General features: G+C 67.8%; 15 protein-coding genes and 1 tRNA gene. 12 read left to right on the top strand and 4 right to left on the bottom strand.

The annotated features are described in order from the left end of the window. Window positions 1-135: 135 nt before the first annotated feature. Entirely contained in the window at window positions 136-1,119 is a 984-nt protein-coding gene (locus V7Z98_RS16310; RefSeq protein WP_334159120.1) for a LysR substrate-binding domain-containing protein, read from the top strand. 161 nt (window positions 1,120-1,280) lie between these two features. After that, window positions 1,281-1,763 (top strand): hypothetical protein, encoded by a 483-nt coding sequence (locus tag V7Z98_RS16305; RefSeq protein WP_334159118.1) that lies wholly within the window; start codon window positions 1,281-1,283, stop codon window positions 1,761-1,763. A 230-nt stretch (window positions 1,764-1,993) separates the two neighbouring features. Here the strand turns inward: V7Z98_RS16305 and V7Z98_RS16300 are convergent. Then, window positions 1,994-2,078 (bottom strand) — tRNA-Leu (locus V7Z98_RS16300). Window positions 2,079-2,275: 197 nt separating this feature from the next. Between V7Z98_RS16300 and hpnC the strand changes: the two genes are divergently transcribed. From hpnC to hpnE, 3 genes are read left to right on the top strand one after another with little or no spacing between them, the layout of a single operon-like run. Next, the gene (gene hpnC, locus V7Z98_RS16295) at window positions 2,276-3,115 is read left to right on the top strand and encodes a squalene synthase HpnC (RefSeq protein WP_334159117.1); all 840 of its coding nucleotides are present in this window, start codon (window positions 2,276-2,278) and stop codon (window positions 3,113-3,115) included. After that, window positions 3,112-3,945 carry a presqualene diphosphate synthase HpnD gene (hpnD, locus tag V7Z98_RS16290; RefSeq protein WP_293265641.1) on the top strand — a complete coding sequence of 278 codons (834 nt, stop codon included), beginning with the start codon at window positions 3,112-3,114 and terminating at the stop codon, window positions 3,943-3,945. Before hpnC ends, hpnD begins: the two co-directional genes overlap by 4 nt. Window positions 3,946-3,991: 46 nt before the next feature. Next, window positions 3,992-5,344: a hydroxysqualene dehydroxylase HpnE gene (gene hpnE / locus V7Z98_RS16285; RefSeq protein WP_334159116.1), complete on the top strand. Its 1,353-nt coding sequence runs from the start codon at window positions 3,992-3,994 to the stop codon at window positions 5,342-5,344. A 358-nt stretch (window positions 5,345-5,702) separates the two neighbouring features. Here hpnE and V7Z98_RS16280 read toward each other — a convergent pair whose 3' ends face one another. From V7Z98_RS16280 to V7Z98_RS16270, 3 genes are all read right to left on the bottom strand, one after another. Next, window positions 5,703-6,284, bottom strand: coding sequence for a hypothetical protein (locus V7Z98_RS16280; protein ID WP_334159115.1), 582 nt, complete (start codon window positions 6,282-6,284; stop codon window positions 5,703-5,705). 92 nt (window positions 6,285-6,376) lie between these two features. After that, a complete protein-coding gene (locus tag V7Z98_RS16275; protein ID WP_334159114.1) occupies window positions 6,377-7,582 on the bottom strand; it encodes a patatin-like phospholipase family protein in 1,206 nt (401 codons plus the stop codon). A 10-nt stretch (window positions 7,583-7,592) separates the two neighbouring features. Next, window positions 7,593-8,375 carry a 3-hydroxybutyrate dehydrogenase gene (locus V7Z98_RS16270; RefSeq protein ID WP_334159113.1) on the bottom strand — a complete coding sequence of 261 codons (783 nt, stop codon included), beginning with the start codon at window positions 8,373-8,375 and terminating at the stop codon, window positions 7,593-7,595. 387 nt (window positions 8,376-8,762) lie between these two features. Between V7Z98_RS16270 and V7Z98_RS16265 the strand changes: the two genes are divergently transcribed. From V7Z98_RS16265 to V7Z98_RS16235, 7 genes are all read left to right on the top strand, one after another. Next, window positions 8,763-11,657, top strand: coding sequence for an adenosylcobalamin-dependent ribonucleoside-diphosphate reductase (locus tag V7Z98_RS16265; RefSeq protein WP_293265636.1), 2,895 nt, complete (start codon window positions 8,763-8,765; stop codon window positions 11,655-11,657). A gap of 228 nt (window positions 11,658-11,885) precedes the next feature. Then, window positions 11,886-12,407 carry a prepilin-type N-terminal cleavage/methylation domain-containing protein gene (locus V7Z98_RS16260; RefSeq protein ID WP_293265635.1) on the top strand — a complete coding sequence of 174 codons (522 nt, stop codon included), beginning with the start codon at window positions 11,886-11,888 and terminating at the stop codon, window positions 12,405-12,407. 569 nt (window positions 12,408-12,976) lie between these two features. Beyond that, a complete protein-coding gene (locus tag V7Z98_RS16255) occupies window positions 12,977-13,681 on the top strand; it encodes an MgtC/SapB family protein (protein ID WP_293265634.1) in 705 nt (234 codons plus the stop codon). Window positions 13,682-13,693: 12 nt separating this feature from the next. Beyond that, window positions 13,694-14,053 (top strand): hypothetical protein, encoded by a 360-nt coding sequence (locus V7Z98_RS16250; protein ID WP_334159112.1) that lies wholly within the window; start codon window positions 13,694-13,696, stop codon window positions 14,051-14,053. Window positions 14,054-14,258: 205 nt separating this feature from the next. Beyond that, on the top strand, window positions 14,259-15,377 hold the full coding sequence (locus tag V7Z98_RS16245; protein WP_334159111.1) for an efflux RND transporter periplasmic adaptor subunit: 1,119 nt from the start codon (window positions 14,259-14,261) through the stop codon (window positions 15,375-15,377). After that, a complete protein-coding gene (locus tag V7Z98_RS16240; protein ID WP_334159110.1) occupies window positions 15,370-18,483 on the top strand; it encodes an efflux RND transporter permease subunit in 3,114 nt (1,037 codons plus the stop codon). Before V7Z98_RS16245 ends, V7Z98_RS16240 begins: the two co-directional genes overlap by 8 nt. Before the next feature lie 12 nt (window positions 18,484-18,495). Beyond that, complete coding sequence (locus V7Z98_RS16235) at window positions 18,496-19,836, top strand: TolC family protein (RefSeq protein ID WP_334159109.1); 1,341 nt, start codon at window positions 18,496-18,498, stop codon at window positions 19,834-19,836. Window positions 19,837-19,870: the final 34 nt, after the last annotated feature.

The raw sequence follows: 19,870 nt of genomic DNA, 5'->3' as shown, positions 1-19,870 counted from the left end.
GTTATCGGAACGAATCCAGTGTAAGATCGATCGCTCTTATCGGAACGCTTATATCCTTATAAGCGGTATACGATTTACCTTATCTTTTAACGGGGCCCACCCAGGCGCCCACGCCCTTGGACAGAGGCAGACACGATGACGCTCCGGCGCAGCGACGACCCGCTCGACACCTACCTGCTGCGGGTGTTCTGCCTGCTCGTCACCGAACGCAGCGTGTCGCGCACGGCCCTACGCATGAACCAGTCCCAGCCCGCCATCAGCGCCTCCCTGAAGCGCCTGCGCGAAATCCTCGGCGACCCCCTGCTGGTGCGCGACAAGGGCGGCATGGTCCCCACCGAGCGGGCCCTGACCCTGTTCTCCCACGCCAAGAGCGCCCTGGCCGAAATCGAGCGCATGACCGGCGCTCCCGAATCCTTCGACCCCCACGTCAGCCGCCAGGATTTCCGCATCGGCGCCCCGGACTACCTGGCCCCGGTATTCGTCGCCTCGGTGGCCGAGCGCTTTCGCCGGGAGGCGCCCCAGGCCCGGCTGACCCTCCACTCCCTGGGGCCCGATTTCGACTTCGAACGTTCCCTGGCCGAAGGCACCCTGGACCTGGTGATCGGCAACTGGCCCGAGCCCCCCGAGCGCATGCACCTGTCCATGCTGCTCGAAGACGAGATCGTCTGCCTGGTCGCCGCCACCCACCCCCTGGCGCGCAAAGGCATGACCAAGGAGGACTACCACCGGGCCGCCCACGTGGTGCCCCTGCCCTACTCCCTCAGCCAGCGCGGCGTGATCGACAGCGTGCTGGCCTCGATGCGTATCGCCCGGGACGAGCGGGTGGTGGTCCAGTCGTTTACCGCCGCCCCCTACCTGCTACAGAACACCGACCTGGTGTTCACCACCACCCGCCACTTCGCCCGCTTCTACGCGGACCTGCTGCCCCTGACGATCCTGCCCTCCCCCATCGACTTTCCGCCGATGCGCTTCTACCAGCTGTGGCACGACCGCAACCACCACTCCCCCGGCCACCGCTGGATCCGCCGCCTGCTGAGCGACTGCGGCCGCCACATCGGCGCCCGCCCGGGAAGCCCGGCGGCACGCACGGCGGACAATCTGGAAGACGGGGAAAAATAGGGGCATCCGCAATTTGCGGTTGGTTTTTTTCTACGCGCCGCAGCATTGCAGAAAGGCCGAATCCTTGTGAATCAGGGCTGAAGCGAGCCTCCAAGATTGCCTCGTACTTTGAAATTCAGCACGATGCATAGCAAATCAACCATCCCAGCTTGCGTAAATAAATGACAAATCGTGTCGCGGTTCGTCTGTCGGGTTTGACCACCATAAAACATCTGGTTGCGGCGACGACCTTGGCTCCATTTTTTGCATTTATCGGATGGACTAATGCCTTTCCTCTATTAGTCCGTGTCCCGGCGTTTTTTCTGGCCGCTGTAACGATTTTCGGTGCTGCCAAGGTGATACTTAGGCGTATCACAAGAACGCCGGCTTACATAATCAACGAGCGAGGGTTGGAATTGCCTGGACTTTTCAAACCAAAGACTATTCCTTGGTCAGCGGTGAAAAATGCGGAGTTATTTGATTTCGCACCGTTATCTCGCCCACTGGGGAGGCGAAATAGCACGGCAGAGCCCGCAATAAGGCTACTTCCAAGGCAAGCAACGTTCCTTAATCCGTTCTGGATACTTCTTCCGGCCAATTCAAACGTGTCTGCCGAAGACATGCTGAAATACATTAAGTCACGCTTGGATCATGCTTCGAGTTGATGCGCTTACAAGCTGCTGAGAGAGCGTTGCGGTACGGCACGCGGATAGCGTATCAACCGTAAATATGGACCCAAACAGGGGAAAAGCGGCGCAGCAGCCCCAGGATACCGCCAGCGGCGGCAAAAGCCGCAATTTGACCTGTTCCGGGAAAGCCATGGCGCCCACGAGCGGACCGGGAGCGAAGCGCCGGCAGCAGCCGAACAATCGGGGTCTTGAGGAAGCGTTGCAGATGGTGCCCGGCAAGGGACTCGAACCCTCACGCCTTTCGGCACGGGAACCTAAATCCCGCGTGTCTACCAATTTCACCAACCGGGCACGGCCGAACGGCCTGCGCCGCGCGTTGCACGCGGCGCGCTTGCCCGCCGCCGGCCATGGGCCGCTTGGGGAGCAAGCCTGCCATTTTAACCGACTGCCCCCTATACTGTCAGCCGCCGCCACGAAACCATAAAAGAAGACATGGCGCCGGAGCCGCCGCACTCCCAGTGCGCCGGCCGCATCCGGCACCCGCCTCCATGCCGGTCGACCACTACGAAAATTTTCCCGTCGCCTCCCTGCTGGTGCCGCGCCGCCTGCGCCAGCCCATCGAGGCCATCTACCGCTTCGCCCGCTACGCCGACGACGTGGCCGACGAGGGCGACGCCCCGGCGGCGCCGCGTCTGGCCGAGCTGGCCCGCCTCGATGCGACCCTCACCCAGTTGGAACGGGGTGAAGCGGCGCCCGCCGATCTGGCGCCGATCTTCGTCCCACTGGCCGAGGCCATTGCCACCCACGGCCTGCCGATACAGCCCCTGCGCGACCTGCTCTCGGCCTTCGCCCAGGACGTGGTGACGCCCCGCTACGCCGACTACGCCAGCCTGCTCGATTACTGCCGCCGCTCGGCCAACCCGGTGGGCCGGCTGGTGCTGCACCTGTTCGGCCGCACCGAGCCCGCGCACCTGGCCCAGTCCGACGCCATCTGCACCGCCCTGCAACTGACCAACTTCTGGCAGGACGTGGGCATCGACTGGCAGAAGAACCGCTACGGCGAGACCACCGGCCGCATCTACCTGCCCCAGGAGGACATGGCCCGCTTCGCCGTGACCGAGGCCGACCTGGCCCGGGGCGTGGCCGACGAGCGCTTTTGCGCCCTGCTCGCCTTCCAGGTCGAGCGCACCCGGGCCCTGTTCGACGCCGGCCGCCCCCTGCTCGGCGCCCTTTCCGGCCGGCTCAAGTGGGAAATCGCCCTGACGGTGGCCGGGGGCGAGCGCATTCTCGATAAAATCCAGGCCCGTTCCTACGACGTGTTCGCCCGCCGCCCCACCCTCGGGGCCGGCGACTGGCTCCGCCTCATCACCACCGCTCTGCTGCGATGAATCCCCACGACTACTGCCGCGATAAAACCGCCAAGAGCGGCTCGTCCTTCTATTACAGCTTCCTCTTCCTGCCGCTGGAGAAGCGCCAGGCGATCATGGCCCTCTACGCCTTCTGCCGCGAGGTGGACGACGTGGTGGACGAGTGCCACGACAGCGCCCTGGCCGCCACCAAGCTCGCCTGGTGGCGCCGCGAGGTGGCCGCCCTCTACGCCGGCCAGCCCACCCATCCAGTGACCCAGGCCCTCAAGGACGTGCTGCCGCGCTTCAACCTGCCCCAGGAGCAGCTGCTGGAGATCATCGACGGCATGGAGATGGACCTGACCCAGACCCGCTACCTGGATTTCAAGGGCCTGTCCCTGTACTGCTACCGGGTCGCCAGCGTGGTCGGCCTGCTCGCCGCCGAAATCTTCGGCAGCACCGACCCGCGCACGCAAAAGTACGCCCACGATCTGGGCATGGCCTTCCAGCTCACCAACATCATCCGCGACGTGGGCGAGGACGCCCGGCGCGGCCGCATCTACCTGCCCATCGACGAGCTGCAACGCTTCAACGTGCCGGCCAAGGACATCCTGGAATCGCGCCAGAGCGACAACTTCCAGGCCCTGATGCGCTTCCAGATCGAGCGCGCCCGCCAGTACTACGCCCAGGCCCTGGCCCACCTGCCGGCGGCCGACCGCAAGTCCCAGCGCCCCGGGCTGATGATGGCCGAGATCTACCAGACCCTGCTCACCGAGATCGAGCGGGACGGCTGCCGGGTGCTCACCCACCGGACCTCCCTGCCCCCCACCCGCAAGCTGTGGCTGGCCTTCAAGGTCTGGCTGCGCAGCTGAGGCCGGCCATGGCCCGCGCCCTTTTTCACCGCCCTCCGTTTTACGCATGAGCGTCGCCGTCATCGGTGCCGGCTGGGCCGGCCTGGCCTGCGCCATCGACCTGGCCGCCGCCGGGCTTCGCCCTCTGGTGCTCGAAGCGGCCCGCCAGCCGGGCGGCCGGGCCCGGGGCGTGGCCGTGGACGGCCAGCGCCTGGACAACGGCCAGCACCTGTTGATCGGCGCCTACACCGACACCCTGGCGCTGATGCGCCAGGTCGGCGCCGATCCGGACGCCCTGCTCACCCGCCACCGGCTGTTCGTCGCATCGCCGGAACTGCGCCTCGCCCTGCCCCCCCTGCCACCGCCCCTGGACGTGGCCGCCGGCCTGCTCTTGGCCCGGGGCGCCGGCTGGGGCGAAAAATTCCGCGCCGTGCGCGCCATGAAAGCCCTGGAAGCCGCAGGCTGGAGCGCCCCGCCGGAACAGACCGTGGCCGACTGGCTCGCCGCCACCGGCCTGGCCGGCGGCGTGCTGGCCCGGCGCCTCTACGCCCCCCTGTGCCTGGCCGCCCTCAACACCCCCCTGGAGGCCGCCTCCATGGCCGTCTTCGCCCGGGTGCTGTGGGATTCCCTGGGGGCCGGCGCCCGCGTCCCGGGCGCCACCGACTACCTGGTGGCCGCCGCCGACCTTTCCGCCGTCTTCCCCGACCCCGCCGCCACCTGGATCGCCGCCCGGGGCGGCGCGGTGCGCACCTCGGCCCGGGTGAAAAGCCTGGTGCCGGCCGTGGCCGGCTGGAGCATCGAACTGGACGGCGCCGCGCAAGAAACCATCGAGGCCCGCCAGGTGGTGCTGGCGGTAGCCCCCCAGCACGCGGCGGCCCTGCTGCCCGACATCCCCGCCGCCCAGGCCACCCGGGACCTGCTCGCCGGCTACCGCTACGAGCCCATCGCCACGGTGTACCTGGGGCTGTCCCCCGGCATCGGGCTGGCCCGCCCCATCGTCCAGATCGACGGCCCAGCCCCGGACGACAGCCCGGCCTGGGTGTTCGACCGGGGCGCGGCGGGCAACCCGGGCGTGCTGGCCTGCGTCATTTCCGCCCGGGGCCCCTGGCAGGCCCTGCCCGAGGCGGAACTGGCCCGGCGCCTGCTGGCCCACGTCCGCCCCTACCTGCGCGCCGCCGGCCAGAAGGCGCCGCTGCGCGACGCGCCGCCCCTCGCCTGGCACAAGCGCATCGTCGAGGCCCGGGCCACCTTCGCCGCCAGCGCCGGCCTGGGCCGCCCGGCGGCCATCACCCTGGCGCCGGGCCTGCACCTGGCCGGGGACTGGACCTGGGCGCCCTGGCCCGCCACCCTGGAAGGCGCGGTGCGCTCCGGCCGGCGCGCCGCCGCGGCGGTGCTGGGAACGGCGCGGGAAAACGGCTAAGGCCCGTTCGCGCCCCGCCTCGGGCCTCTCCTGACCCTCCGCCTGATCCCCCGCCTCGCACCCGAAGGCCGACCCGGGCGTTACCGGCCGTCGGCGAAGGCGAACCGCGCCACCCGCACCGGGCAATATATTAAAAATATTCAAGTAACCGGCTGACGGAAAAACGAAGGTCCGCGCCAGTCGCCGAGTTTCACGTTTCCGCCACCGGAATACATGAAGAAAATTAATACATCGCGGAGTGGCGTCACGACAGCAGGGGCGGCGCGACAGCCGCCCAACGCCCCTACGGCCCCGCCTCCCCGTCGGTCGGCCGCCTGGCCGTCTTATCGCGCTACCCCGGGTGGCTTGCGCCCTCCGGCTAGCGGCGGGGTTGCCGGAGCGGCGGCGGCAGGCGCAGGTAGAAATCCACCGGGCTGGCGCTGATCAGCACCCGGCCGTCCCGGTCCAGGATGCTCGCCTCCAGCCGATAGCGGCGGTTGAGGGCCACCGTATCGCCGAAGGCTTCCGGCGGCAGCACCAAATCTTCCCGGGTATAGCGCCCCGGCACCGGCTGCCCATCCAGGCGCAGCGCCACGGTGTGGCCCAGGTCCAGTCGCAGGGGCGGCTCGATGCGCAGCCGCACGGCGAAGGCGGCGGTGTTGGCCGAGGCGCTTCCGGCGTTTTCCGGATAGACGATGGCGAAGGCGCTGTAGGCGAAGGGCCGGGGCGCATCGGCGTCTTTCGCCGGCGCGGCGGGCGGGAGCGGCGCCAGAGCAGGGGGCGCCGGGGCCGGCACCGCGTTGTCCGGCGGCACCCGGGCCGGCCGGCCGCCCGGCAGGGGCGTGTCGGAGAACACAGTGCCCCCCGACCCGCGTTTTTCGTAGAGCACCTGAGCCTGGGCCGGCCCGGGCCACGGCAAGGCCGCCCCCGCCAAGAAGATGGAGAGAACCAGGGAAATCAAGCGGGGGCCGGCCACCGACCTGGACCGCCGCTCAACCCGCCGCCTGTGCGACAGGAACGACAGCCCTGTTGGCCCGCCCGCCCCCCAACCCTTCACCCCCCATGCTCCTCGTGCCGTAGCCCAGCCCGATGCACGTCGTGGGTGACGAAGGGCTGTTCCGGGGTGGGCATTTCCAGCCATTCCGGATGATCCAGGGTGTGGCCGATGTCGGCCAGGCCGCTCTTCCAGTGCTCGCGCATGGTGAGGGCGCCGAACTGGTAGTCCTTGTAGTGGCCCTCGCAGGCCTTGTCCCGGTAGATCAGGTGGATCACGTTGAACAGGCGGTCGCAGGCTTCTTCCGCGGCGCGCCGGTACCAGGGGTTGCGGTGCTCGGTTTCCGGCACCAGCTCCATCAGCTCCCGCAGCAGGCGGCGCTGCCGCTGCATGTGCGCCATGGCGTCGGTGATGGTGCGGGTGCGGCTCGAATACTGGATGTCCTTCTGGCGCAGCATCACCTCAGGCAGGTCGGCGGGCAGGTCGCCCCGGGCGCTCCACAGGTCCACCTGGAACACCAGGGAATGGCGCCGCGGCGGGGTGGCGAGCACGTACTGGAGGGGGGTGTTGGACACCACCCCGCCGTCCCAGTAGAACTCGCCGTCGATCTCCACCGCCGGAAAGCCCGGCGGCAGGGCGCCGGAGGCCATGAAATGCTCGGGGCGCAACCGTTCCCGGGTGTTGTCGAAATAGACGAAGTTGCCGGTGCGCACGTTCACCGCCCCCACCGAGACCCGCATGGCGCCCGGGTCGTTGATGCGCTCGAAATCCACCAGGGATTCCAGGGTGGCCTTGAGGGGCGCCGTGTCGTAGTAACTGGCCGTGTCCGGCCCCGGCGGCCGCCCGCCGGTGAAGGGCGGGCGCGGCAAGAAGAAGCCGTTCTGCCCCTCGGTCACCGCCCGCCAGGCTTCCCAGCTGTTCATCAGCTCTGCCAGGGAGGCCGGCCAATCCTTCACGTCCAGGGGACCCAGGGGGGTGGGCGGAAAGAAAGGGGGGCGGCAAATGGTCTGCCAGAATTCCTGCAACCGTTCGACCCGCCGGGACGGCGGGTTGCCGGCGATGATCGCCGCATTGAGGGCGCCGATGGAGATGCCGGCCACCCAGTTCGGTTGCAGCCCGGCCGCCGCCAGTCCCTCGAACACCCCGGCCTGGTAGGCCCCCAGGGCGCCGCCGCCCTGGAGCACCAGGGCCACGGTCTGGTAGCTGTGCCCGGCCGGCAGGGCCGGGCTGTCGTAGTAGCGTTCGCCGTCGCTGCAGGCGTCCATGCCGCCTCCCTTATTGCATGTACCAGCCGTGGCTGACCACGAACGACTGACCGGTCAGGGCCGCGCTGGGAAAAGCGGCCAGGAACAGGGCCGTCTGGGCCACATCATCCACGGTGGTGAACACCCCGTCCACCGTGCCGCCGAGCATCACCCGGCGCACCACTTCCTCTTCGCTGATGCCCAGTTCCTGGGCCTGTTCGGGAATCTGCTTGTCCACCAGGGGCGTGCGCACGAAGCCCGGGCAGATCACGTGGGCGCGCACGTTGTGGGCCGCCCCTTCCTTGGCCAGCACCCGGGCCAGGCCGAGCAGGGCATGCTTGGCGGCCACATAGGCCGACTTGAGCGGCGAGGCTTCGTGGGAATGGACCGAGCCCATATAGATCACCGTGCCGCCCCGGTCCCCCGGGTACATGTGGCGCAACGCCGCCCGGGTGGTGAGGAAGGCCCCGTCCACATGGATGGCCTGCATCTTCTTCCAGTCGGCGTAGCTGTAGTCCACCAGGGGGGCGACGATCTGGATGCCGGCGTTGGAGACCAGGATGTCGAGCTGGCCGAAGGCATCGACCACGGCCTGGGTGCCGGCGTCCACCGCCGCCTCGCTGGTCACGTCCATGGCCACGCCGATGGCCTTGCCGCCGGTGGCGGCGATCTCGTCCGCCGCCTTGCGGGCGGCGTCCAGGTTGATGTCGGCGATGGCCACGGCGGCGCCGGCCTGGGCATAGACCTCGGCGATGCGCTTGCCGATGCCGCTGGCGGCCCCGGTGATGAGGGCGACTTTTCCGTTCAGTTGCATGGTGTTGCTCCTTTTCATTCCGTCCGGAGCCCACCCTTGCCGCCCCCCGGGCGGCACGAACGCTCCCGGAAACGGTCTGATGGAAGCGGGGGCCGATGGTTCCCTCCCGAACCTATTCGTCCCGGGTATTTTTCCCTGCCGGCGCGCTGACGATGACAGGCGCGTTGCCCGCATTTTCCCCGCCAATACGGGGCAGAAGCCGGCCGTTGCAAGGCTGCAAATAATCTTTGCCCCCTGGCCCAGAAAAACCTATATTTAGTCAAGTCGTTGCCGCTGACCACTACATGTAGTAGATTTTGCGCCGAATCGGACCCCCAGCGGGTCCATGCTTTTTGAGTTTTCACAGCTTCAATATCTACGCAATTCCTTCTGGAGACAGGCCGAATCATGAGCAAGGTTGCCGAACAGCTGTCGCTTACCGCCATCCCCGACGCCCCCGAAGTGGGACCCCTGCCCGAGCAGGAGATTTCCGTCGAAGTCCTGGTCGAAAAATACGCCAAGGGCAAGGAAATCAGCGTCCACGACGTGCGCCGCCGGGTAGCCCGGGCGCTGGCCGCCGTCGAGACCGAAAAGGAACGGGCCAAGTGGGAGGAAAAATTCCTCTGGGCCCAGGAAAACGGCTTCGTCCCCGCCGGCCGCATCAACTCCGCCGCCGGTACCGACCTGCAAGCGACCCTGATCAACTGCTTCGTCCAGCCCGTGGGCGATTCCATCGTCGAGACCGTTGACGGCCGTCCCGGCATCTACACCGCCCTGGCCCAGGCCGCCGAGACCATGCGCCGCGGCGGCGGCGTCGGCTACGACTTCTCCAGCATCCGCCCGGTGGGCGCCCTGGTGAAGGGCACCCAGTCCCGCGCCTCCGGCCCCGTCTCCTACATGCGCGTGTTCGACCGCTCCTGCGAGACCGTCGAATCCGCCGGTGCCCGCCGCGGCGCCCAGATGGGCGTGCTGCGCTGCGACCATCCGGACATCGAGGACTTCATCCACGCCAAGGACCACGGCGACCTGACCAATTTCAACATCTCGGTGGGCGTCACCGACGTGTTCATGAAGGCGGTGGAAGAAGACAAGGACGTGGAGCTGACCCACCGCGCCGAACCCAACGCCGACATGAAGCGCGCCGGCGCCTTCCAGCGCGAGGACGGCCTGTGGGTGTACCGCAAGGTGCGCGCCCGGGACCTGTGGGACCAGGTGATGAAGTCCACCTACGACCACGCCGAGCCGGGCATCCTGTTCCTCGACCGCATCAACCGGGACAACAACCTCAATTACTGCGAAGTGATCGAGGCCACCAACCCCTGCGCCGAACAGCCCCTGCCCCCCTACGGGTGCTGCTGCCTGGGTTCGATCAACCTGACCCTGTTCGTGCGCCACCCCTTCTCCGAGCAGGCCGAGTTCGATTTCGACGCCTTCGCCGAAGTGGTCAAGGTGTCCACCCGCATGCTCGACAACGTGCTCGACGTGACCCACTGGCCCCTGCCCCGCCAGCACGAAGAAGCCATGAACAAGCGCCGCATCGGCCTCGGCTTCACCGGCCTGGGCGACACCCTGGCCATGCTGCGCCTGCGCTACGACCGGCCGGAAGCCCGGGCCATGGCCTCGCGCATCTCCGAGTTCATGCGCGACACCGCCTACCTGACCTCGGTGGACATGGCCCAGGAACGGGGCGCCTTCCCCCTGTTCAACGCCGAGCTGTACCTGTCCGGGGGCAACTTCGCCTCGCGCCTGCCCAACGACATCAAGGCGGCCATCCGCAAGCACGGCCTGCGTAATTCGCACCTGCTGTCGATCGCCCCCACCGGCACCATCTCCCTGGCCTTCGCCGACAACGCCTCGAACGGCATCGAACCGCCCTTCTCCTGGACCTACAACCGCAAGAAGCGCATGCCCGACGGCACCCTCAAGGAGTACGCGGTCGAGGACTACGCCTGGCGCCTGTACAAGCACCTGGGCGGCAACGTGGAGAAGCTGCCCGAGTACTTCGTCACCGCCCTGGAACTGTCCGCCCAGGCGCACAAGGACATGGTCGCCGCCGTCGCCCCCTACATCGACACCGCCATCTCCAAGACGGTGAACGTGCCGGCCGACTACCCCTACGCCGAATTCCAGAACCTCTACATGGATGCCTGGAAGTCCGGCCTGAAGGGTCTGGCCACCTACCGCCCGAACAGTGTGCTCGGCTCGGTGCTGTCGGTGGAGCCCTCCACCCCCACCGCCCAGCCCGGCGACGACAAGGCCAATCCCCAGGACTTCGTCTCCGACGCCAACCGCCGCCTGTCGATCAAGTCCCTGCCCGCCCCGGTGCTGTCCAGCCTGCAATGGCCGAGCCGTCCGAGCATTCCGGAAGGCAACCTGGCCTGGACCTACATGCTCGAATCGCCCCTGGGCAAGTTCGCCCTGTTCATCGGCCACGTCGAGCAGGAAGGCAAGGCCTGGCCCTTCGAGGTGTGGGTCAACGGTCCGGCCCAGCCCCGCGGTCTGGGCGCCGTGGCCAAGACCTTGTCGATGGACATGCGCGCCAACGACCGGGCCTGGCTGCAACTCAAGCTCGACACCCTGGCCAAGACGCCCTCCGGCGAATCCTTCGACATGCCCTTCCCGCCCCACGGCGAACAGAAGCGCATGCCCTCGGTGGTCTCCGCCATGGCCCAGCTGATGCGCTACCGCATTGAGCAACTCGGCTGGCTCGGCCAGGACGGCCCGTCCCCGGTGCTGGACGCCATGTTCAGCCTGAAGGAGCCCAAGACCGGCACCGACGGCACCCTGTCCTGGACCGTGGACGTGTTCAACCCGGCCACCGGCGAGGACTTCGTCCTGGGTCTGAAGGAAATCACCCTGCCCGACGGCGTCACCCGCCCCTACTCCATGTGGCTGTCGGGCAACTACCCGCGCTCCCTGGACGGCCTGTGCAAGATGCTGTCCCTGGATATGCGCGTCCTCGACCCGGCCTGGATCGGCATGAAGCTGCGCAAGCTGCTCGACTACCCGGAGCCCCTGGGCGACTTCATGGCCTTCGTGCCCGGCTCGCGCAAGCAACAGACCTACCCTTCCACCGTCGCCTACCTGGCCCAGCTGGTGATCCACCGCTACGCCATGCTCGGCATCCTGGACGAGAACGGTCTGCCGCTGCAGCAGATGGGCATCCTGGAAAGCGCCGAGGACGGCACCTCGCCCCGGACCATGCAGGGCAAGCTGTGCGGCGACTGCGGCAACTACACCGTGATCCGCAAGGACGGCTGCGACTTCTGCACCGCCTGCGGTGCCGTGGGTTCCTGCGGCTAAACGCCCAGCCCCCGACCATCCCGGTCGGCCCCTCGGGGCCGACAGCGCAACAGCCGCGGAAGGAAACTTCCGCGGCTGTTGCATTTTCGGGCCCGCCAAGGGTTTCGCCCGGTACAGGAAGGGCACGTTTTCATGACGTGAAAATTCAACATGAAGTTTCCGTGGAGCATTGCAGTTAAAATTGCCACCCGTCATCGAGATATCCCGCGTCGCCCCTGAAGGTCCCCCATGCGCAGAAACCGCGGATTCACACTGGTTGAGCTTATCGTCGTCGTGGTCATCCTCGGAATCCTGGCGGCCACCGCCCTTCCCCGCTTCATCAACCTCGGCTCATCGGCGCGGACGGCGGCGATCCAGGGCCTGGGGGGCTCGGTGAGCAGCGCCTTGAACCTGGTCGCCGCCATGACCGGCGTCAGCGGTACCGGCACGCCGGGCGAACAAATTGATATCACCTGGATCACCATCGGCGGAACGCCAATGCGCATCTGGAACGGTTATCCGGACCGATGGTGCGATGGCATCGGCGTCAGCCAGCAGGGGTTCACGGCGCCAGGAGGCGGCTGCTACCTCTCGGCGGCGGCGGTGCCCTACGGGAACTTCACCTTCTATGGCTACGGAAACGGCCAAATTCCCGGCGGCGATGCCGGCTGGCGAATCGAAAGCGCTCCCGATCCCGCCCAGTGCTCCGTCCAATACACGTATAACGGATCGGGCACGCCGGTGGTGACGGTCAACACCAGCGGCTGCTAGCGCCGCACGATCGTTCGCCCCGGCCAACCGCCGGCCTTGGCCGGGTGGCGCCCCCGCGCTCGGGAAAGCGCGCCTTGTCGGTGCCGCTCGCGACGCCGCACCGCACCGCACCGCACAATCAGCCTCGCGTCAGACTTCTTCCGCAAGCCTGAAAAACAATAAAACCCTGGCTTTTCAAGCCACTTCCGGGAATTTTCCCAGGCCCCCAGGGGTCTTGCGGCAGCGCACAAACCGACATCATCAAAATGTCACATTTGTTTAATACTTTCCGTCTTGACAAGGCCTGAAGCGACGCCGAAAATCGCGCCGTTTTCAACTTCATGGAGTTTCGACGTGGGCTCTTGTTCTAGTGACAGTAGTCGATCGTGTAACGACGACCACCGCTAAGAGACGCGCGAATTCCATTCCCTTGTCGCGTCTCCCGACGCGGCGTCATTGGGCGGAAATGCAGTTCCCCTCCGCCACCCCGATCCTTCTGCAGTCCTGAATCCGCTTGAATCGGCGCGGCGCGCCCGTTCACGGCTTCGTTCAAGGCTCACCGTTGTTCCTCGTACCAACGGGAGACGGTGATGATCTGGTTTGATTTTGCAATGCGCGTGCTGGTCGCGCTGGCCCTGGGCGCCCTCATCGGCACCGAGCGGCAGCTGCGCCAACGCATGGCGGGGCTGCGCACGAATGCCCTGGTTTCCGCCGGTTCCGCCCTGTTCGTGGCGGTGTCCATCCTTTCCCCCGAAGCTCAGGACAAAGAGCGCATCGCCGCCCAGGTGGTGTCCGGCATCGGCTTCCTCGGCGCCGGGGTGATCATGCGCGAAGGCATGAACGTACGCGGCCTCAACACCGCCGCGACCCTGTGGTGCTCGGCCGCCGTGGGCCTGCTGGCGGGCATCGGCCATGCCCTGGAGGCAGCCATCGGCACCGCCTTCATCATCGGTGCCAACTACCTGCTGCGCGGCATGGGCCAGCGCCTCAACCGCCAGGCGGCCGCCGCCGGCATCGAGGTCGAACAGCCCTACCGCATCGTCGCCACCTGCGACGCCACCGAGGAAGTGCATGTGCGCAGCCTGATGCTGCACATGCTCGGGGCCATGCCCGCTCTGGTGCTCCAGTCGCTGCACAGCGAGGATTCCAGCCGCATCGGCAAGATCGACGTCCAGGCGGACCTGCTCGCCACCTCGGGCAACCACGGCCTGCTGGAGCAGATCGTCAGCCGGGTCAGCCTGGAAAAGAGCGTCTCGGCCATCCGCTGGGCCACCCTCAACGGCACTCCGGAATAAGGAGGACACGCCATGGCTTTCGCTTCCTGGATCCCCTTCGCCGGCGGCCGCGCCGCCGCCCGCGCCCTGCCCGCCGTGCCTCCCGCCCGGCCCTACGTGATCACCGTACTCTGCCCCGAATCCGTCCAGGATCGGGTGGAACAGCTGGTGCGCCTGACCCTGGACGACACCGGGCTGCCCCCGGCCGAGATCGCCACCCACAACGCCAACGCCGGCATGGACGCCCGCCTGATGCGCGTGCTGGTGTCCTGTCCCGTGGAGCGCCGCGGCATCCTGGTGCGCCTGGTGCAGGAAATCGGCCTGGTTCCCCCGGTGCGCTCGGTGCATTGGGAAACCGTGCCTTCCGCCACTTTCGCCTGCCGCTGCCACTGACCGGCCGGCGTCACGACAAAGGACCCGCCATGGACCCCGACCCTAGCCCTCGACGGGTGCGTCGGGCCGCCGCCCGACCGATGTCGGACCGGCGCACCTTTTTTCCCGCTTGGCAGGTCGTCGAGCGTTCGTAACGTACAGCTGCAACAATCGCGTCATAAACGATCCACGACCGGCAACACCGATAAGAACTCAGGAGAAAACATTGCGTACCGCCACTCTCCCCCTGGCCCTGGCCCTGGCCGCCTCCAGTTGTGTCGCCCTGAGCGGCTGCGGCAAGGCCGATGCCCCCGCCCAGCCCCCCGCCGCCGTCCAGCATGACGGCCCCCTGGTGAAGGTCCCCGAAAGCTCCCCCCTGCGCACCACCATCAAGGTGGCCGCCGTGGAAGACCGGGACGTGGAACGTCCCATCGCCGCCCCCGGCACCATCGAGGCCGATCCGGCCAAGTTCATCAAGGTCGTGCCGCCCCTGGCCGGCCGCATCACCCGCCTGAACAAGGTGCTGGGCGACGGCGTCAAGGTGGGCGACGTGCTGTTCACCCTGGATTCGTCCGACCTCAGCTCGGCCCGCAACGACGCCAGCAAGGCCCAGCTGGCCCTGATCCAGGCCCGCCGCGACTTTGAGCGCCAGAAGGAACTGTTCGACGCCGACATCATCTCGCGCAAGGACTACGAGACGGCCGAAACCGGCCTGCGCCAGGCCGAGAGCGACGCCCAGGCCACCCACGCCCGCCTGACCCAGCTGGGGGCCGTGGCTTCCTCTCCCGCCGGCCGCGAATACGCCATGCGCTCGCCCATCGCCGGTCGGGTGGTGGAACTGAACGGCGCCCAGGGCGGTTACTGGAACGACACCAACGCCTCGATCATGACCGTGGCCGACCTGTCCACGGTGTGGCTGGTGGCCAACGTCTCCGAGCGCGACCTGGGCGGCGTGTTCGTCGGCCAGCCGGTGGAGATCCGCCTCAACGCCTTCGACGAGCTGACCCTGCGCGGCCGGGTGCGCTACGTGGGCGAGCTGCTCGACCCGGACACCCGCACCGTGAAGGTCCGCGTCGCCATCGACAACCAGGACGGCCGGCTGCGTCCGGGCATGTTCGCCAAGGTCACCCTGTCCGGCGAGAAGCGCCGCGCCACCGTCATTCCGGCCACCGCCCTGGTGCAGAGCGGCCTGTACACCCGAGTGTTCGTGGAAACCGCCCCCTTCGTCTACCGGGCCCGCAACGTCACCGTGGGCGCCACCCTGGGCGACCAGGTGGAAGTGACCGGCGGCCTCAAGGCCGGCGAGCGCATCGTCGTGAAGGAAGGAGTGCTTCTCAATGATTGAGCGCCTCGTTTCCCTCTGCTTCCAGCGCCGCGGCATCCTCTGGCTGGTGTTCGTGCTGGTGGCCCTGTACGGCTGGCACAGCTGGAAGAGCCTGCCGGTGGAAGCCTATCCGGACATCGCCGACGTCACCTCCCAGATCATCACGCAGGTGCCTGGCCTAGCCGCCGAAGAGGTGGAGCAGCAGATCACCATCCCCCTGGAGCGCGCCCTGCTCGGCACTCCCGGGATGCACGTGCTGCGCTCCCGCAGCACCTTCGGCCTGTCGATCATCACCGTGGTGTTCCAGGACGGCGTCGAAGGCTACTGGTCCCGCCAGCGCCTTCAGGAACGCATGCAGGAGGTGGCCCTGCCCTATGGCGCCCAGCCCGGCCTGGACCCCTACACCTCGCCCATCGGCGAGATTTTCCGCTACACCCTGGAATCCCCCACCCGCGATCTGCGCGAGCTGTCCGAGCTTCAATTCTGGACCGTGATCCCGCGGCTCAAGAAGGTGAACGGCATCGTCGACGTCACCAACTTCGGCGGTCTCACCACCCAGTTCATGCTCGAACTCAACCCGGCCCGCCTGGTGCAGTACAACCTGACCCTGGGCCAGGTGAAGGACGCCATCAACGCCAACAACGCCAACGCCGGCGGCAGCCTGATGAACCGGGGCGAACAGGGCTACGTGATCCGTGGCGTGGGCCTGATCCGCTCCCTGGACGACATGGGCAACGTGGTGGTCACCGCCAAGAACGGCACCCCGGTGCTGGTCAAGGACCTGGGCACGGTGCGCTACGGCAACGTGGAGCGGCGCGGCATCCTGGGCAAGGACGACGTGCCCGACACCCTCTCGGGCATCGTCCTGCTGCTCAAGGACACCAACGCCTCCATGGCCCTGGACGGCATCCATGAGGCGGTACGCGACCTCAACGACAACCTGCTGCCCAAGGATGTGAAGCTGGTCCCCTACCTGGACCGCACCACCCTGATCGACGCCACCATGCACACTGTGAGCATGACCCTCACCGAGGGCATGATCCTGGTGACCGTGGTGCTGCTGCTGTTCCTCGGCAGCCCCCGGGCGGCCCTGATCGTGGCGCTGACCATCCCCCTGTCGCTGCTGATCGCCTTCATCTTCATGCACCACTTCAAGATTCCGGCGAACCTGCTGTCCCTGGGGGCCATCGACTTCGGCATCCTGGTGGACGGGGCCGTGGTGCTGGTGGAAAACATCCTGCGCCGGCGCGAGGAGGAGGAAGGCCGGGCGCTCACGCCCCGGGACGCCATCGACGCCACCCTCCAGGTGGCCCGGCCGATCTTCTTCGGCATGCTGGTGATCATCGCCGCCTACCTGCCCCTGTTCGCCTTCCAGCGCATCGAGTACAAGCTGTTCTCGCCCATGGCCTATGCGGTCGGCGCGGCCCTGATCGGCGCCCTGATCACCGCCCTGACGCTGATTCCGGGCCTGGCCTACCTGGCCTTCCGCAAGCCCCGGCGCATCTTCCACAACAAGGCCCTGGAATGGCTGGCCGTCCGCTACAACCACTGGCTCAACCACATGGTCACCCATGCCCGGCTGGCCATCGCCGTGGCCCTGGTGGCCCTGGCGGGCGTGGTGGGGCTGGGGGCGACCATCGGCCGCGACTTCCTGCCTTATCTGGATGAAGGCTCGATCTGGCTCCAGGTGACCCTGCCCCCGGGCATCACCCTGGACAAAGCCAGCGAAATGGCCAGCGAACTGCGCTCCGCCACCCGGGAGTTCCCCGAAGTCTCCTACATCGTCACCCAGCTCGGCCGCAACGACGACGGCACCGACCCGTGGACGCCGTCCCACATCGAGGTCAGCGTCGGGCTCCACCCCTACCGTACCTGGAAGTCGGGCATGACCAAGCAGGAGCTGATCGCCAAGCTCGACGCCCGCTACCGCCAGCTGCCCGGTTTCATGGTGGGCTTCATGCAGCCCATGATCGACGGGGTGCAGGACAAGCTTTCCGGCGCCCACAGCGACCTGGTGGTGAAGATCTTCGGCGACGACTTCAACGAAATGCGGCGCATCGCCGGCGACGTGGTGGCCACCCTGGACAAGGTCCCGGGTTCCGCCGACGTGGCCATCGACCAGGAACCGCCCCTGCCCAACCTGCGCGTGGACCTGGACCGGGCCGCCGCCGCCCGCTACGGCCTCAACGCCGGCGACGTGGCCGACCTGATCTCCACCGGCATCGGCGGCACCCCCATCGGCCAGGTGTTCGTCGGCGAGAAGAGCTACGACCTCGCCATCCGCTTCCCCGAATCCGTGCGCAACAGCCCGGAAGCGGTGGCCGGATTGATGCTCACCAGCCCCACCGGCGCCAAGATCCCCCTCTCCGAGGTGGCCCGGGTCCAGACCAGCAGCGGCGAGAGCACCATCACCCGGGAAAGCGCCCGGCGCCACCTGACGGTCAAGCTCAACACCCGGGGCCGGGACCTGTCCTCCTTCCTGGCGGACGCCCAGAAGGCCATCGAGCGGGACGTGAAGTACGACCACCTGCGCTACCAGATCAGCTGGGGCGGCCAGTTCGAGAACCTGGAACGGGCCGAGGCGCGCCTGGCGGTGATCCTGCCCATGACCCTGGCCATCATGTTCGTGCTGCTCTTCGCCGAGTTCCGCAACATGCGCCAGCCCGCCCTGGTGCTGCTGGTGGTGCCCCTGGCCACCCTGGGGGGCCTGGCCGCCCTGCACCTGCGCGGCATGACCCTGTCGGTGTCCAGCGCCGTGGGCTTCATCGCCCTGTTCGGCGTGGCGGTGCTCAACGGCGTGCTGATGCTGGCCCAGATCAACCGGCTGCGTTCGGAAGAAGGCAAACCCCTGCGCGAGGCCGTGCTCGAAGGCGCCCGCAGCCGGATGCGGCCGGTGCTGATGACCGCCACCGTGGCCGCCCTGGGCCTCACCCCGGCCATGCTCGCCACCGGCCTGGGCAGCGACGTGCAGCGCCCCCTGGCCACCGTGGTGGTGGGCGGCCTGATCACCGCCACCGCCCTGACCCTGCTGCTGCTGCCCGCCCTCTACCGGGTCATCGAAGAATTCGCCGAACGCCGCGCCCAGCGCCTTGCCGCCAAGCAGGCCGCCCCGGACATGGCGCTATAGGAGAACAACAACATGAAGATGCTGTACGACATCGCGGGCGCCGCTCCCCGCCTGGCCGCCCTGGCCCTGCTGGTGCCCCTGGCCTTCGGGCCGGGGGTGGCCGGCGCCCAGACCGCCGCCGCCCGCACCCCCTTCGGCCGCTACCTGGAAGCGGTGGAAACCCATAGCCTGGACCTGGCGGCCCAGCGCGAAACCATCACCAGTGCCCAGGCCGGCGTATCCATCGCCGGCGTGCGTCCGGACCCCCAGCTCACCTACGGCCTGGCCTCCAAGGAGCTGTACACCCCGAACAAGCCCAACACCGCCAACTCCATGACCGCGGGCCTGGCCCTGACCGTGGAAACCGGCGGCAAGCGCGACCGGCGTATCCGCGCCGCCCAGAGCAACGTGCGGCTCACCGAGGCCACGGTGGAAAGCTTCCGCCGCCAGCTGTTCAACGACGCCGCCTCGTCCTTCGCCGAGGCCTGCCGAGCCAACCAGGCCCTGGTCCGCCAGGAGGATTCGCTCCAGGCCCTGTCCGACGTGGTGCGCATGAACGAGCGGCGCAAGAAAGCCGGCGACATCGGCGGGCTGGAACTGGCCCAGTCCCGGGTCGAGCGGGACCGCTTCACCGCCGACGTGACCTCGGCCCGGGCCGCCGCCCAGACGGCCCTGATCAACCTGTCGGTGCCCCTGGGCCGGCGCTACGCCGACCTCTTCCCCGAGGCGTCCCTGGACTGCGAATTCAAGGCCTACACGCCTGCCGGCGACCCGGAAGCCCTGGTGGCCCAAGCCCTCAAGCAGCGCGACGACGTGCTGGTGGCCCAGGCCGCCCTGGAGAACGCCCGGGACCAGGCCCAGCTGGCCCACGCCAACCGCTGGGTGGACCCGACCTTCAACGTCGGCATTTCGCAGACGCCCCGGGTCAATCCCATCTACGGTCCCGAGGGCGATGTGATCAACTCGCCGGCGGAAAAGTCCAAGACCCTGTCCCTGACCGTCACGCTGCCCATCCCGGTGTCGCGCCTGCAAAAAGGCGAATTGATCCAGGCCGAATCGGCGGTGACCCAGGCCATGCTCACCTTGCGCTCGGTGGAGCTCAAGGCCGAGAGCGACGTGCGCGCCACCTACGGCCAGTTCGTCGCCGCCCGGGAAAACGTGCGCCGCTACCGGGAATCGGTGCTGCTGGACGCGGACCGGGTGCTGGACGGCATGCGCCAGGCCTACCGGCGCGGCGCCGCGTCCCTGCTCGAACTGCTGAACGCCCAGCGCGACGCCGACGACACCTACCTGGCCTACCTGCAAGCCAACGCCGACCTGGCCACCGCCACGGTACAACTGCAACTTAGCCTGGGCCTGCGCCCGACGCTGTAAATACCGCCGGGGGCGGGACCCACCAGTTCTGTCC

It is taken from the genome of Oryzomicrobium sp. (genome assembly GCF_036820405.1).
Taxonomy (GTDB): domain Bacteria; phylum Pseudomonadota; class Gammaproteobacteria; order Burkholderiales; family Rhodocyclaceae; genus Oryzomicrobium.
Note: the sequence above shows the minus strand (reverse complement) of the source record. Positions and strands in the feature narration are given on the sequence as shown.

Coding starts and splice junctions, on each gene's coding strand:
- V7Z98_RS16310 (WP_334159120.1), top strand. CDS start 136: ATGACGCTCCGGCGCAGCGACGACCCGCTCGACACCTACCTGCTGCGG.
- V7Z98_RS16305 (WP_334159118.1), top strand. CDS start 1,281: ATGACAAATCGTGTCGCGGTTCGTCTGTCGGGTTTGACCACCATAAAA.
- hpnC (WP_334159117.1), top strand. CDS start 2,276: ATGCCGGTCGACCACTACGAAAATTTTCCCGTCGCCTCCCTGCTGGTG.
- hpnD (WP_293265641.1), top strand. CDS start 3,112: ATGAATCCCCACGACTACTGCCGCGATAAAACCGCCAAGAGCGGCTCG.
- hpnE (WP_334159116.1), top strand. CDS start 3,992: ATGAGCGTCGCCGTCATCGGTGCCGGCTGGGCCGGCCTGGCCTGCGCC.
- V7Z98_RS16275 (WP_334159114.1), bottom strand. CDS start 7,582: ATGGACGCCTGCAGCGACGGCGAACGCTACTACGACAGCCCGGCCCTG.
- V7Z98_RS16270 (WP_334159113.1), bottom strand. CDS start 8,375: ATGCAACTGAACGGAAAAGTCGCCCTCATCACCGGGGCCGCCAGCGGC.
- V7Z98_RS16265 (WP_293265636.1), top strand. CDS start 8,763: ATGAGCAAGGTTGCCGAACAGCTGTCGCTTACCGCCATCCCCGACGCC.
- V7Z98_RS16260 (WP_293265635.1), top strand. CDS start 11,886: ATGCGCAGAAACCGCGGATTCACACTGGTTGAGCTTATCGTCGTCGTG.
- V7Z98_RS16255 (WP_293265634.1), top strand. CDS start 12,977: ATGATCTGGTTTGATTTTGCAATGCGCGTGCTGGTCGCGCTGGCCCTG.
- V7Z98_RS16250 (WP_334159112.1), top strand. CDS start 13,694: ATGGCTTTCGCTTCCTGGATCCCCTTCGCCGGCGGCCGCGCCGCCGCC.
- V7Z98_RS16240 (WP_334159110.1), top strand. CDS start 15,370: ATGATTGAGCGCCTCGTTTCCCTCTGCTTCCAGCGCCGCGGCATCCTC.
- V7Z98_RS16235 (WP_334159109.1), top strand. CDS start 18,496: ATGAAGATGCTGTACGACATCGCGGGCGCCGCTCCCCGCCTGGCCGCC.